16 protein-coding genes are annotated in these 12,629 nt (G+C 63.5%); 11 read left to right on the plus strand and 5 right to left on the minus strand.

What is annotated here, in order from left to right; genetic code table 11:
- Nucleotides 1-248 precede the first annotated feature (248 nt).
- A complete protein-coding gene (locus E3T54_RS11900; protein ID WP_134475868.1) occupies nucleotides 249-1,109 on the plus strand; it encodes a DUF4190 domain-containing protein in 861 nt (286 codons plus the stop codon).
- Between the two features lie 130 nt (nucleotides 1,110-1,239).
- On the opposite strand, the gene E3T54_RS11905 is transcribed toward E3T54_RS11900, so the two are convergent.
- Nucleotides 1,240-1,518: a hypothetical protein gene (locus E3T54_RS11905; RefSeq protein WP_134475869.1), complete on the minus strand. Its 279-nt coding sequence runs from the start codon at nucleotides 1,516-1,518 to the stop codon at nucleotides 1,240-1,242.
- Between the two features lie 259 nt (nucleotides 1,519-1,777).
- On the opposite strand from E3T54_RS11905, the gene E3T54_RS11910 reads away from it, so the two are divergent.
- The 3 genes from E3T54_RS11910 to E3T54_RS11920 all read left to right on the plus strand — a co-directional run bounded on the left by E3T54_RS11910 (nucleotide 1,778) and on the right by E3T54_RS11920 (nucleotide 3,110).
- Nucleotides 1,778-2,002 (plus strand): hypothetical protein, encoded by a 225-nt coding sequence (locus E3T54_RS11910; protein WP_134475870.1) that lies wholly within the window; start codon nucleotides 1,778-1,780, stop codon nucleotides 2,000-2,002.
- Entirely contained in the window at nucleotides 1,989-2,225 is a 237-nt protein-coding gene (locus E3T54_RS11915; protein ID WP_134475871.1) for a hypothetical protein, read from the plus strand. Before E3T54_RS11910 ends, E3T54_RS11915 begins: the two co-directional genes overlap by 14 nt.
- Nucleotides 2,226-2,312: 87 nt before the next feature.
- Nucleotides 2,313-3,110, plus strand: coding sequence for a metallophosphoesterase (locus E3T54_RS11920; protein ID WP_134475872.1), 798 nt, complete (start codon nucleotides 2,313-2,315; stop codon nucleotides 3,108-3,110).
- Between the two features lie 111 nt (nucleotides 3,111-3,221).
- Here E3T54_RS11920 and E3T54_RS11925 read toward each other — a convergent pair whose 3' ends face one another.
- Entirely contained in the window at nucleotides 3,222-3,422 is a 201-nt protein-coding gene (locus E3T54_RS11925; protein ID WP_134475873.1) for an antitoxin VbhA family protein, read from the minus strand.
- Between the two features lie 277 nt (nucleotides 3,423-3,699).
- Here E3T54_RS11925 and E3T54_RS11930 point away from each other — a divergent pair, with 277 nt between their 5' ends.
- The 4 genes from E3T54_RS11930 (at nucleotide 3,700) to E3T54_RS11940 (ending at nucleotide 6,794) form a co-directional block, all read left to right on the plus strand.
- Entirely contained in the window at nucleotides 3,700-4,068 is a 369-nt protein-coding gene (locus E3T54_RS11930; RefSeq protein ID WP_134475874.1) for a hypothetical protein, read from the plus strand.
- A gap of 304 nt (nucleotides 4,069-4,372) precedes the next feature.
- Nucleotides 4,373-4,687 carry a hypothetical protein gene (locus E3T54_RS11935; protein WP_134475875.1) on the plus strand — a complete coding sequence of 105 codons (315 nt, stop codon included), beginning with the start codon at nucleotides 4,373-4,375 and terminating at the stop codon, nucleotides 4,685-4,687.
- 493 nt (nucleotides 4,688-5,180) lie between these two features.
- Nucleotides 5,181-5,333, plus strand: a complete 153-nt coding sequence (locus E3T54_RS16850) for a hypothetical protein (protein ID WP_166804911.1) — start codon at nucleotides 5,181-5,183, stop codon at nucleotides 5,331-5,333.
- Between the two features lie 576 nt (nucleotides 5,334-5,909).
- Entirely contained in the window at nucleotides 5,910-6,794 is an 885-nt protein-coding gene (locus tag E3T54_RS11940) for a J domain-containing protein (RefSeq protein WP_134475876.1), read from the plus strand.
- Between the two features lie 140 nt (nucleotides 6,795-6,934).
- Here E3T54_RS11940 and E3T54_RS11945 read toward each other — a convergent pair whose 3' ends face one another.
- Entirely contained in the window at nucleotides 6,935-7,558 is a 624-nt protein-coding gene (locus E3T54_RS11945) for a hypothetical protein (RefSeq protein WP_134475877.1), read from the minus strand.
- Between the two features lie 568 nt (nucleotides 7,559-8,126).
- Here E3T54_RS11945 and E3T54_RS11950 point away from each other — a divergent pair.
- Nucleotides 8,127-9,233 (plus strand): MerR family DNA-binding transcriptional regulator, encoded by a 1,107-nt coding sequence (locus E3T54_RS11950; RefSeq protein WP_134475878.1) that lies wholly within the window; start codon nucleotides 8,127-8,129, stop codon nucleotides 9,231-9,233.
- A gap of 76 nt (nucleotides 9,234-9,309) precedes the next feature.
- Here the strand turns inward: E3T54_RS11950 and E3T54_RS11955 are convergent, their stop codons facing one another.
- Nucleotides 9,310-10,107 carry an ArdC-like ssDNA-binding domain-containing protein gene (locus E3T54_RS11955; RefSeq protein ID WP_134475879.1) on the minus strand — a complete coding sequence of 266 codons (798 nt, stop codon included), beginning with the start codon at nucleotides 10,105-10,107 and terminating at the stop codon, nucleotides 9,310-9,312.
- A gap of 481 nt (nucleotides 10,108-10,588) precedes the next feature.
- Here E3T54_RS11955 and E3T54_RS11960 point away from each other — a divergent pair, with 481 nt between their 5' ends.
- On the plus strand, nucleotides 10,589-10,777 hold the full coding sequence (locus tag E3T54_RS11960; protein WP_134475880.1) for a helix-turn-helix domain-containing protein: 189 nt from the start codon (nucleotides 10,589-10,591) through the stop codon (nucleotides 10,775-10,777).
- Entirely contained in the window at nucleotides 10,770-12,047 is a 1,278-nt protein-coding gene (locus tag E3T54_RS11965; RefSeq protein ID WP_241977194.1) for a tyrosine-type recombinase/integrase, read from the plus strand. Before E3T54_RS11960 ends, E3T54_RS11965 begins: the two co-directional genes overlap by 8 nt.
- 243 nt (nucleotides 12,048-12,290) lie before the next feature.
- On the opposite strand, the gene E3T54_RS11970 is transcribed toward E3T54_RS11965, so the two are convergent.
- Nucleotides 12,291-12,620 (minus strand): hypothetical protein, encoded by a 330-nt coding sequence (locus E3T54_RS11970; RefSeq protein ID WP_134475881.1) that lies wholly within the window; start codon nucleotides 12,618-12,620, stop codon nucleotides 12,291-12,293.
- Nucleotides 12,621-12,629 lie beyond the last annotated feature (9 nt).

Raw genomic sequence — 12,629 nt, forward strand, 5'->3', positions numbered from 1 at the left:
CGTTGCGGTAGCCCCGTGATCGCTACGCCTGCCCGCTGCCACTGATAGGACAGGGCTACTGTGCCGGGGCCCACGCGCCGGGGGCAGCACTGAGGGTCTGTCCAACCTTGGCAGCCCCGGAGATTTGGGGGGGCTGCTCGTTGAGACGCGGGCGCCCCGGCGGCTGCTGGGCATGGGCGGCGCGTAGCCCGCCCCCAATCGGAGGGGGTATCCCGTCCAATGTCGCACGTGTCTGCCATTGTCAATTCATGGACAACTCACAGCAAACAGTCGATACGGGCGCGCCGACACCGCCGCCCGCAGCCCCCGCCCCGCAGGCCCCTGCGAAGAACGGTCTCGCGACCGCTTCGCTGGTCATCGGTATCCTCGCCGTCATCGGCGCGTTCATCCCGTTCGTCAACTACGGGAGCGGGCTGCTCGCCACCGTCGGCGCTGTCCTCGGCCTCGTCGCCGTGATCCAGAAAGCGAAGCGGAACAAGACGGCTTTCGCGGGGCTCATCATCTCCGTGCTCGCGATCATCCTCTCCGTGACGATGGCTGTCGCGTACACTGCCGGGTTCGCCGCGTCGGTCGCGGACTCCGTCGGCTCCGACTCCGTCGCCGTGGACGAACCTGCGGCAGACGACGACGAGCTGGCTGCGGAGCCCGCGCCGGAACCGGCGGAGAGCGGCACGCGCGAGAACCCGGCGGCGCTCGGCACGATGATCAACGTCGAAGAGTCTGGTCAGCCCGTGTGGGAGATCACCCCCGGCAAGTCCATCCTCGACGCGAACTCGGTCATCGCCGACGCGAACATGTTCAACGACGTGCCTGACGCGGGCATGGTCTGGGCGATGCTGCCCCTGACCATCAAGTACGTGGGCACCGAAACCGGCAACCCACTGATCGACATCAGCGTCAAGTTCGTGAGCGCTGCGGGCACCACGCACGAGCAGTTCGACAAGAGCGCTGTGACCCCGAACGACCTGAGCAGCCTCAACGAGATGTACCCCGGCGCCTCAGCGACAGGCAACGTCGCGGTCATGATCCCCATCGCCGACGCCGCAGCCGGGACGTGGGCTGTGGCCGGGTCGATGTTCGGCGAGGACTTCTTCTTCGCCGCCCAGTAACCGAGCACCACAAGACGCCGTTCACTCTCGAAAGAGAGCGGGCGGCGTCTTGCGTGCTCGGGCCGCGTCCCGAGGTTCGTACTCCACCTCTTTGAGCGCTCCCGGTCCATCTCTTGAGCGTGGCGCGCTCCTACTTCTTCGGCGGTCGGAGCTTCAGGATCAGCCGCTCGGCGACACCGCGGTCGAGGGTGAACATACCGGGGCGCGGAACGCCCACCTGGCGACGATGCCAGCGCGGTGGTTGCCGTCGTCGGTGTCGAACCGTTTCTTGAACGTGTCGGGTCCGGCCCGCGCGCGTCACGGACCTTTCGCAGATCTCGAGCTTGCGCGCCGCACGGATCAGGTTTACGGACAGCTTCGGGGTGGACCATTCGAACTCGGCGCTGCCCATGTAGTCGAGGGCGAACACCAGTCTTGCCGTAGTCCGCTGCACTGAAGAACCGCTCAACACGACGAATCATGTTGAGCGGTCCAGTGTGTTCAGTGTCGCGAATCCAGGTCCCCGAGAACAACCCGATTCGGCGAACTAGGCAAAATGCTGGGCCCTTCTGGCTGAGAGGGGGGTGAGCCGTCCCCGGTCCACGTAGCAGCCCTCGAGGGTACTTGGCTGGCTAGAGACGGCCGCGACATGACTTCCGGGTGTCGGAGGCCAGCGATAACGTGACGGCATGACACGCAGCGTGCGCCCCGCCACACGCTTCGTGCTCGCTGGCTTGTGGGAGGACTGCGCATCCTGGGCGAGCCGAGCTCAGCTCGACCTCAAAGATTGGGCGCATGTGGAACCCGTCGGTGTCGGCCCAGCCGTCCGCGTATTCGCACTGCGCGATGACATCGACGCGCTCGCCGAGCGCCTCGCCGCAGAGAGAAGAGGCACAGATCATGGCGATCATTGAGGTTTACCAGGACGACCGCGATGTGCCGATCCGGTTCGACTTCCCCGACGACTCTGACTTCTCAGCCCGGTTGGACGTTGTCCTCGTCCAACTCTTCGGACGTCAGGTCGCGGACAGCCGGGTCACCAGGTCCGAGGGTGAGACCACCGCCGGACTTTGCTACTGGAGCGGGACGATCGGTCGGCACACCTACACGGTCATCGAGGCCGACTCTGTTGGCTAATCCCTGAAGTCCGATCAGCGCCGTTCTTTCGGCTATCGCTGGCCAATACCGTGTCATTCAGCAAGGGAGATCCGTTCCATGAGCAGCGTGTACGCGGCGCAGACCCTGAGCACTGCCCGCCGAGTCGGTTTGCTCGGAGATCTTCACGGCGACATTCACCACCTTCGCGAGGTCAGCGAGTTGATGAGTCGGCGCGGCATTCGCGTTCTGGTGCAACTCGGCGACTTCGGCTTCGTCGACGCCAAGCCGGAGCGCTCCAACCTGGGCTGGGCGAGCGAGATACTTGCCGAGAACGGGCAATCGCTTTTCTTCGTCGACGGGAACTATGACCAGCACGAGGTGATCTACGGGCATCCGATACGCTCCGACGGGATCCGCTGGCTCGCTGTTAACATCGGGGCGCTGCCGCGGGCGTTTAGAACGACAGTCGGCGGGCGCAGAAGCTTTGTCGCGTTGGGCGGGGCGAACAGCATCGATCATCCCCGTGCCCGGCCATTGGAAGCCATCACACCCGATGACCTTGTTGCACTCGGATCCGCCGGCGCCGACGTCATGGTCGGCCATGACGCTCCCGCACCGTTCCCGACCCTCGACCGTCTCCTGGCGAAGACCGACCGGTATTGGTCTGCTGACGGCCTCGCGTATGCGGCCGAAGGCCGCGCTGCGTTCACGCGCGGTTTCATGACGGTCAGGCCGTCCCTTTACCTCGGCTCCCACTTCCACACCCACCTCGACGAAGTTATCTCCTTCGGCAGGGGCGCGGACAGGTTCGAAACCCGTGTTGTGTTGCTCGATTCCGGAGGAAGCCGCAGCCGGGTAAGCCAGGCGATTCTCGACCTCGCCACGCTCGAGCTGTCCCCGTTCCGTCTGAATGGCGGTAAATGAAGGGTGACGTGAACGAAGCTGGTGGCCGCCCACTGCCCGTTGAGACGCCCGCGTGATGGCAGTCCACGCTGTGGCGGACGGGAGAGCCACGGTGGCACTTGTCGTCGTGGCTCACTCGGAGTACTTGGCGAGGATCTCCGCGCGCGCCTCGTCCAGGGTCATTTCCCCGATCAGAATACGGCGAGCACGGGCGAGAGCTTCAGCGGAGGGAAAGTGGCCGGCGAGCTGCTGGCACTTGTCAATCTCTACCAGGCGCGCATCAGCTTCGTCCCCAGTTAGGAATCGCTTAGGGTCATGCGTCGGAGGCGTCATCTCCACTAATTCTGCTCTCATTCTGCCATCGGCCTAGTCCACGGGGCTGTCCCTATTAGCTATGCGCGGCAGTCGATCGATTCAAAGAGCCATGGTTGACACGGGATTCCGCGTCTGAATTCCCTATGCGCGGCATTCTTCATCGGCTGCGGCCAACCTGCTTTCAGGACCGCGTGAGCTGAACGTCCGTCACGGGCGGAACGGGGGGAGGCGCGGCTCGTCCTGATATCTAAGGCTCGCAGCGACACACGCCCAGGCGTCGGCGTAGAGTGCTCGCATGGACGACGTCGCCTTCTACGAGAGCCTGGGGCCCTGGGCGACTCAGCGAGCGGTCCGCGACACACTCGGTGTGGACGACGCCGCGCTAGATTCAATGCGGGAGAGTCACCGACTTCTTGCAGTCCGATTCGGGGGAGACCTCTATTACCCTCTCCCGCAGTTCACAGGCGGCCGCGTTATCGCGGGCCTGGAGCCCGTGCTAATCGCACTGAGCGCCGGGTTCACTTCGCCCGAGGCGCAGGCGGCATGGTTCGCCGAACCCGCGTATGAGGACGACGCGCGCACGCGTTGGCAGGTGCTCGGCGACGGCGACGGCAGCGATGTCGTGCGGTGGGCGGGCATCGACGCCGCAGCGGTCCGCCGATAGAACGCTCGAACGAGCTGTTCTGATCGGGGCCGCGGCGCCGGACCGCGCCGCCCCAAAGCTTTCCTGAGATGCAAAACCATCCAGTAGCAGGCACGGCGAAGTGCCGTACCGGTTTCGGCGCACGGGGGGATAGCTCACCGCCAAAGAGCCGACATCGATGTTCGGAAAAGTTATATTATACGGATTCCGTATATTTGACGTGGCTGTCACGTTCCCCTCGTTCAAACACATTGCCACGTCTGGACTAGCGGAGATATCGGACAGTCGGGCGGACTGTGTCTGAGGCCCTCAGTACCGTCAGCACATGCTCACTCTCATGGACTCCACTGCCGGTACTTACCGCGTCGCCACCCGCTCTTCGGTGTACATCCTCGACCTCGACGCAGAAGCGGTGAGGCGCGTGCCGAACGCCGGTGGCGCCGGCGCCGCGGTTCTGCGCCAAGATGAGGGCTGGACCCGGTTGGTTGAAATCGTCGAATGCACGGTCGGCTCAAGAATGGAGCTGATCATCGACCTCGGCGTCGAAGGCGTCGCGTTCACAAGCAGGCAGTCCACCACCGTCGTCGAGATCGCGCCCATCATCGACTTCTACGAGGCACGGCCAGCAACGCAGAACTAGTACTCTCGGCCGCATGGCTAGGCGTCCTCCAGACCGCCGCCGGGAGGGGCACGACCAACAGGAACTTCGGTGGGTCACGCCAGCCCGCACTGGGAGATGAGACCCACGAACGGAACCTACCTGTACCGCGCTGGCCTCAACTTGAACCGCCCTAGGGGCGCTGAATTTGTCGGTCAGAAAGCGTGCAAACGGTACGGTGGCGCTGAAACCGAACGGCGAATCAACGCGTGGTCCAACTCCGACATCCAGCACGAGACCAACGAGACACGCAGCCTCATGGGTTTAGCCACGCTGGAGTCATGACGCAGCGGTTAGTCGAACGACCAGCCGTTCGACGGCGGCAGCGGAGAGCGGGGGCATCCCAGACAGGATCTGCTGCCACTCTGCTTTCGCGACGGCCTCGCGCGCCTTTTCTCTGTCCACACGGTGATCGTACAGGGCGCGCAGCCGGCCTCTCTATCCCAGCGCTCACCGCGGACGGTACGCTTCCGCCATGGAAACGGAACGCAGCTGCCTGCGCCTTGTCGGGGACACTGATCCGCGCCAGGAGCTGGACGATCTTGCGTTCCTCAACCAGAGCGCCACGCGTAACGACGCGGGGCTCCGACAGGAACTGAACGAACAGCGACCGCACCAGTCGACGTAGTACCTCGAACGGGCTCGCGAACACACGCGTGCGCAGCCCTTTTGGGGTGATGCGGCACGCTCGCTCGCGTGGTTAGTCTGAACGCATGTCCGACGCGTCTGTCATCAGTCAACTGCCGTTGGTATTTCATACTCCGCCGAATTGGCCGAGACCCACGGTTGACTGGGTTGCCAGCCACCAAGGTTGGCAGCCTCCGGTTGGCTGGGTGCCTCTCGAGGGGTGTCCCAAGACGCCGTCGGGGTGGGAATTCTGGACCAAGAACGATAGCGTTTGGTCGAAGCTTGCCGCTGAGCATCTCGCACCGGCCAAAAAGTCGATGTGGATCGGGTTGGCGTTCTTCATCGGAGGTGTGGTTCTGACACTCGGGGGTTTCGCGGCCTCAGGCGGCGGAGGTGGATCCCTCGTTTTTTGGGGCGCGATCGTCTGGGGACCGATTCAAATGATTCGAGCCGGAATTCGCATGAGGCAGATCAGTGAGGCGCTCATGCGTGGCATCCAGGCCAACGCTTGGAAAGCAAGGTTAGCGTCGGACCGGCAAGCCTATGAGAGTTACGCGCGGGGCTACGGGTCGTGATTATGACACCTGAAGTCGCTTCAGCGATTCTAAATGTGAGCGCGACCGCATCTCGACTCGAGATCGATAAGGCCTTCAAACTGCGCGCACGAATGTCTCACCCCGACCGGTTCTCGGGAGCTCCCGCCTCAGACATCGCCGCTGCCACGGCAGAGTTCATCCGTGTCACCCAGGCGCGTGACGTGCTGCACGCGCATTTGTCGGAGCGACGACCGGCCCAGCCTAAGGAGGAGCCGGTCAATCCCGATTACAGCTTCGAGGCGCGACGAACGCCGCCTATGAGCTTTGAGGAATTCACGCAGGCGCGGGCCGCGCATGACTGGGTAGGCGGTCCCCAGAAACGTGCCCCGCAGCCGCCGGCGGCGAATGACGCTCACCCGATGCGGGCACCTGTTCGCCGGCAAACGGGATGGGAAAAAGTCCGACGAGATCGTGTCATCAACTCAATCGTCGTCATCGCAGTGCTTGCACTCGTAGGTATTGTGACGGCGGCATCTGGATACATGCAGGGAAACACGGACACCGCCGACCAACAGTCGGCGGAGCAATCTGGCGGGCAGATAGACGGCGCGCTTGAAGCTGCCAACGAAGAGTCGGCGGCGGTATCCGGGGAGATTCTGAGCAGGGTCGAAGTGGAGTTCGTGACGGATGATGCCTCCTATGAACGCTTCTGCACGGGGTCATCCGGGTGTTGGGTGTGGACGGTCATTTCGCCGGTTGCGTGCACTTCCGCAGCCGTAAAAATCGTCCGCGCCTACACAATCGACGGAGACCCGACATCATCGAACCTGCAGTATATGGACCTGCGGCCTGGGGAGATCAAGACTGTCGTTCAGGAGTCCAGCTCTCGCGAAGAATTCGCGTCCATAACGTCCATTATCTGTTAGACGATGCCAGTGCCGCTTCGATCCGTGTCTCTCTGAGGCGTGAGGTTTGAGCGAGCGAGCTTGGCGAAGATCACCTGCATGTGACGCGGGCGGCACGCTAGCTCCCCCGCCCGCGCTGAGGTGGCGGGGGAGCGACCGGCTCAGCCGATGCCGATCACTTCGTAGTTGCGGTTGGCGCTCCAGCTCCGGGCTTCGGCGAGCAGGCTGGCCTTGTTGGCCGACGGTGCAATCCCGGTACCACGGCTTTTGTCAGACGCGGTCGTCGCCCAGACGAGCTCGTCCGCGGGATTTCCGTTTGCGTCGTGCGTTCGTGTCGTTGCCAGGTAGACGTAGGTGACGCCGCGCCCCGTTTCGGCCGTGACGGCGTCCGCCTGGCCCATGAGAGCCACCAGGGTCAACCTACGAGATTCACCGGTTTCGTTCATTTTTGATGCGAGCGGAGCGGCTTCCCTCTTGATGGATGCGATGACAGGCGCAGCAAACGGTTTGGTCGGGTCGACCTTGACCACGCTGCCGTCCGCCAGCTTGTACGAGCCTTTGGCCAGCTGCTCCGCTTCCCACGTGTCGATCTTCCCGTTGGCGTCGAGGTCACCGGCGAGCGGCGTCGGCGTTGGCGTTGCCGTCGGTGTGGCGGTGGCCGTGGCCCCGCCGAAGAGAGGGTCGAGGACCCCGTCGACGGCGTCGCCCGGCGCGGCGCACCCGGTGAGCCCGAGGATGAAAGCCGCGGCGGTCCCGGCGGTGATAAGTGTGCGTCGGATGTTCAAAGTCGTTTCCCCCAGTGAGTGATGCCTGGATGAACGTAGCGGCCGGCGGGGCTGACGCGGGTTTGCGCCACACTTGCCTATGCGCGGCAGCGATGCGCTGGCGGCCCGGTGACGTCACGGAGGTGCGCGGCCGATGGGGCGCAGGACCCTGAGCGGCTTCCGGTTCGGGGCCACGGTCTAGGGGCGGCTCGCGCGGCCGGCGATAACTTTATCAACGCTCTGGCCTGGGCGAGGAGCCGAAGCTCCCCGAGGTTTCAGGATCGATCGCAGCGCTCGGCTTCGCCTGGCGCGGTCGCCGCGCCGCCGGGAACACTTCGCTCCTCGGGCCGCGCCATCTGCTGGGGTGGACGCGCCGAAATCTGCCCGCGCGAGTAGATTTGCTGTCCCGCCACGGCAGCTAAATCTACCCGCGCGGGCAGATTGTGACTCACGTGGGCCGGAATCTTCCCACTCGGGTAGATTTATCTAGGGATCAGGCTCGCGAATCTTCCCGATCGGGTAGATTACTGTGCAGGAGGACGATTCGGAATCTACCCGTCGGGCAGATTCCGCCGCATACATCAATGCTATGGAGCAAGTTCGCAAGAAGCAGACCGGTGAACCCGGGAACAGTGGTGAGTTCGGGCGCTCGCGCGGCGAAGCGGACGTCCAGTTGAGTGCGAGTGCGTTGGAGCCGGTCGGTGTCCGTATCGGCGAGTTGAGTGAGGCGCTCGGGATTCCGATCAAGACTCTCCGCCGCCTTGCCGACCAGAAAGGGATTCCATCTAACCGGTCGCCCGGTGGACATCGTGTCTTCGACCTCAACGAGGTGCGCGCCGCTCTCGGCGGGACGATACCGGAGGCGACCATTGTCCCCACCGGTAAACCTGACTGGGAAGGATCTTTCGCGCTTGAGGGGCTCGACGAGTCGGTTGTCTGGGCGGAAGTGTCGTCAGCCGTCGGCCTCGATGCGGGTAGCGAGGGAAACATCATAGCCCGGTACGGATTCACCGAAATGCTCAACAACGCCGTCGATCACAGCCTTGGCACGAAGGCGACCGTCGAAGTTTGGTCGTCAGACCAAGAACTCGCGTTCAGAATTGCCGACAACGGGGAGGGGGTCTTCGCCCACCTTCGCATTGGACTGGGGCTTGACCGAGACATAGAGGCAGCTGGCGAGCTCACGAAAGGGAAAAGAACGACTTGGAGGGAACGTCACTCGGGTGAGGGCATCTTCTTCACGTCGAAAGCTGGAGGAGCCTTCCGGATCTCATCTAATGGCTTTCGGATGACAGTGGACAACACCCGTGCGGATTTTGCTCTCGGTTCGTCGGCTGTAGTATCAGGGTCAATCGTCGAGATGAACGTGCCACTGCCACCTCCGAGAACGCTTCGTTCCATCTTCGACTCGTTCACAGATGAAGATCAGCGCTTCTCGAAGAGCCGCCCCGCAGTCAAACTCTTCGGGTCTGGAGTCACCTTCGTTTCCCGATCCGAAGCGCGACGAGTAATGGATGGTATGACGGGATTCGCCGAGATCGACATCGATTTCGCAGGAGTCGAAGACGTCGGGCAAGGCTTCATTGATGAGGTCCTTCGTGTTTGGCCGTCCATGAACGCCGGAATACGTGTTCACCCGATCAATATGAGCGAGCCTGTCGAATTCATGGTCCGGCGATCACTGGCTTCCCAGTAGCGCGGAACGAAGTTCGCCAGAGCCTTCAGCTGACCCGGCAACAGGGCGGAGACGTGTCGATCAGCGATCGCCATGCTCAGCCGGCGTTCACCCAAGCAGACTCCTTAAACAGCGCCTGCACCGCCTTCGCCACGGTTTCCGCTGCCGCTTTCACGGTTGCCGGGTCCCGTTTGCCCCAGCCGCTGACGTACGCAGCATTAGCCTGCCCGACTTCCGGGCTCATCCCGTTGGCGCGGAGCAGCGCGTAGCTGATCGAGTCGGCTTCCACTTCCATCTGGCCGCGGTGCCCGCCGTGCCCGGTGTGGTACTCGTCGACCTGGTCGATGTGCCCGGCTTTGACGTGGCCGAGTTCGTGGGCGAGGACACGGGCGGTGGACCCGGCGTTCAGCCCCGCTTTGACGACGATCCGCTTCGACCCGTCCGTGGTCGTGTAACCCATGAGCTTCCCCTCACGGATCGGCTCGTACGCGAGCGTGAACCCCTGATCGGCGATCGCCTGTTCCAAGTCGCTGATGAGGCCGGCGGGTGGTTCCTCGGAGAGGGTTTGACGGTCGGACGGGAGGTCAGGGCCTTCCGTCTGGGAGATGTCGAAGACCGTCGCGGTGGTCATCCCGAACGTTTTCGTGTCCTTCCGTGGTTTGCCTTTCGCGTCGAGCACAGGTTGCCCGGCGGCGTCTTTGGCGTCTACGCGGAACGTTTTCGGGGCGAGGATCGCGATACCGCGTTCGCCTTTCCGGACCTGGCGGCCCAGTTCCCCCCATTTCTTGTACCCGGCGACGTCGGTTGCGCCCGGGCACTGCACGGCGATCATCATGGCCAGCTTCTTGCGGGGGACTCTCGCCCTTGTGGACGGCTCGCTTGTATTGACGCTCATTGCTGTTCCCCCCAAGGAAAATGTGGTGCCCGCCAAGGCTATTCGGTGGCGGGATGGGGCGATGGACGTGCGCTACCCCCTATGCGCGGCACAACAGCGGGCGGCAAGGACGAATCAAGACACTGGAGTTCAGCTCTGTCGCGCACAGCCGGCAGTAGGACGGCAGACGAATTCTCTTCGATTAAACTGAGCCATTCGCGAGAATTTTTCGCAGGTCCCAGTGAATCCGGCATCTTGAGTTCAAGCGATTCTGATTCAGTTGTTCTTGGTTCGAGTCCAGGTACCCCAGCCATAAGGTCCGAAAATCTGCGGGAAAGCAGAGATGTCCGTGGCCGTCCTCCAGGCGTTCCGCCTCGAAAGTCCCTTTTTGGGTCACTTTTTGACCCTGCCGCGTAGGGGTCCGCTCCCGCGCCCCTTGCTGTCCCGGCCTGTTCCGTACTGGCCGCGTCCATCCCGTGCACCGGGTACGCACCTTCCTATCATGAGCGAGCATGACAACGAGATCCTGACCCCGGAGCAGGCCGCCGACCTCCTCCACGTCTCCCCGCGCACGATGGAGGAATGGCGGCGCACCCGCACCGGCCCTCCCTGGCGACGGATGGGACGCCACGTCCGCTACCTGTACCGCGAGGTGCTGGTCTGGTTCGAGGACCTCGACTCCGATGGCTAGGGCGAAGCTCCGAGCCGGAGAGCTCGGCACGATCCGGATCATCCGCCTTCCCAGCGGCAGGTACCAGGCCCAAGCGCGACTGTGCGACGAAGTCGGCAAAGCGCATCAGGTCAAAGCCAGCGGCACCACCGAGGCACTGGCGGAGACCGCGCTACGGGAGAAGGCCGACTCGATCCTCAACGACACCGGCGGACCGACGCTCGGCAAGAACGCGACCATCGCCGAAGTCGGTGCGGTGTTCCTCTACGACAAGGGCCGCGCAGGCATGGTCGAGGACTCCACGATGGAGGCGTACGAGCAGGCGGCGCGTCGCGTCGTTGTTCCGGCCTGCGGCGATCTGCTGCTGCGGGACTTCACCGTGCGCCGTTGCAACCGCATCCTCGCCGACATCCGGGAGAAGAAGTCGTTGGCCGCCGCGCGGAAGGCGCGGTCGGTACTGTCACAGATCTGTCAGACCGGGATCGAGTACGACATCCTGCTGTTCAACCCTGTTCGGGATGCCCGGCGGCTGCCATTGCCGGAGAAGAAGACCTCGGTGCTGACCCCGGAGCAGCTCCTGCATGTTCAGCGCCTGATCCGCGGCTGGCGGAAGGACGAGGGGTACGGGCCGCGCCCGAACGTGGAGACGCTGGAGAATGCCATGTGGATCATGGTCGGCACCAGCATCCGTGTCGGCGAGGCGCTCGCCCTGCGGCGCTGCGATGTGGATGTGGCGTCGAGCCCGCCGACCGCGCTGGTGGATGCGACGATCAAGCAGACCAAGGCGGGGGGTCTGTATCGCAAGCCGTCGCCGAAGCGCACTCGTCAGAAGCGGAACATCGCGTTGCCGAGCTTCACTGCTGCCGCTGTCCGTAGCCAGCTCGCGCGAGCGGGGAAGGGGAGGGAGGCGTACCTGTTCGCGACGAAGACGGGCAGGCCGCTGAGCGTCAGCAACTACGAGCGGCTCCTGCGCACCTTCGTCGACGACAACGCCCGCGCTGGAAGCGGCGGGGATCGATCCGTCGACGTTCAGCACGCACATCTTCCGCCGATCCACCGCGACCCTCGTGGAGGCCGTCGCCGGGATCAGTCTCGCCTCCCGACTCCTCGGGCACGCGAACGAGCAGATCACCCGCGCCAGCTACGTCGTCAGCGCCGAACTTGTCGACCCGGTGACTGCAGACATCATCGACCAGGCCTTCGCCGATCTGTTCTGACCACAAGATCTTGTATAGGAAAACGAGAATGGCTACTATATGTAGATCACGACGGCTTGCGGGTAAAGCTGTGACGGTCCCGCCAATGTGGCGGCACCGTCAGATTCCCCGAAAATCCGCGGAACTTGCGGTGGGGCCACGGTGGCACCACCGTCCCGGCCAACTACTCCCGAGCCGACGGCCGTGCCAAATTGGCACCACCGTCAGGCGGGAGGGCCTCGTCCGCTTCAGATCACGAACGTCACGGAAAACGTGACGATCTGCAATCTGGAGAGAAAGGCGAGCGCGCTGTCGTTCATGATCTGCAATACAACGGACTAGCGCAGCAGCGTTACCGGGAGGTTGTCTTGGAGATCATCGCCATTCACATGAGCGTAGGCGGTGATTGTCCCGATCTCGTCGAGGCCAAGACTGGCATCGTGGTAGCGGGCCACGATCGAGTCGGTCATGACTGTGACGCTATCGGCTTCGTAGTTCGCCTGCGTAGCGCTCGCATGGTCGAATACCCACGCTGATGTCGCGTCGCCGAATCGAACGCCGAACCGCTTGCCACCGTTGCCAGTCGGGTCGTAGTAGTAGATCCCGTAGCCGAAGAACTCAGGATCGTCGATAACAACTCGATCGCCGAGACCCCAGGTCACGGTCACGCTGTCTGA

Source organism: Cryobacterium sp. Sr8 (genome assembly GCF_004403225.1).
GTDB classification, from domain to species: domain Bacteria; phylum Actinomycetota; class Actinomycetes; order Actinomycetales; family Microbacteriaceae; genus Cryobacterium; species Cryobacterium psychrotolerans.

Excerpts from the sequence above, each read along its gene's own strand:
- E3T54_RS11960 (WP_134475880.1), top strand. The coding sequence starts at position 10,589 with ATGAGCGAGCATGACAACGAGATCCTGACCCCGGAGCAGGCCGCCGAC.
- E3T54_RS11940 (WP_134475876.1), top strand. The coding sequence starts at position 5,910 with ATGACACCTGAAGTCGCTTCAGCGATTCTAAATGTGAGCGCGACCGCA.
- E3T54_RS11915 (WP_134475871.1), top strand. The coding sequence starts at position 1,989 with ATGGCGATCATTGAGGTTTACCAGGACGACCGCGATGTGCCGATCCGG.
- E3T54_RS11900 (WP_134475868.1), top strand. The coding sequence starts at position 249 with ATGGACAACTCACAGCAAACAGTCGATACGGGCGCGCCGACACCGCCG.
- E3T54_RS11965 (WP_241977194.1), top strand. The coding sequence starts at position 10,770 with ATGGCTAGGGCGAAGCTCCGAGCCGGAGAGCTCGGCACGATCCGGATC.
- E3T54_RS16850 (WP_166804911.1), top strand. The coding sequence starts at position 5,181 with ATGGAAACGGAACGCAGCTGCCTGCGCCTTGTCGGGGACACTGATCCG.
- E3T54_RS11935 (WP_134475875.1), top strand. The coding sequence starts at position 4,373 with ATGCTCACTCTCATGGACTCCACTGCCGGTACTTACCGCGTCGCCACC.
- E3T54_RS11910 (WP_134475870.1), top strand. The coding sequence starts at position 1,778 with ATGACACGCAGCGTGCGCCCCGCCACACGCTTCGTGCTCGCTGGCTTG.
- E3T54_RS11925 (WP_134475873.1), bottom strand. The coding sequence starts at position 3,422 with ATGACGCCTCCGACGCATGACCCTAAGCGATTCCTAACTGGGGACGAA.
- E3T54_RS11955 (WP_134475879.1), bottom strand. The coding sequence starts at position 10,107 with ATGAGCGTCAATACAAGCGAGCCGTCCACAAGGGCGAGAGTCCCCCGC.
- E3T54_RS11950 (WP_134475878.1), top strand. The coding sequence starts at position 8,127 with ATGGAGCAAGTTCGCAAGAAGCAGACCGGTGAACCCGGGAACAGTGGT.
- E3T54_RS11930 (WP_134475874.1), top strand. The coding sequence starts at position 3,700 with ATGGACGACGTCGCCTTCTACGAGAGCCTGGGGCCCTGGGCGACTCAG.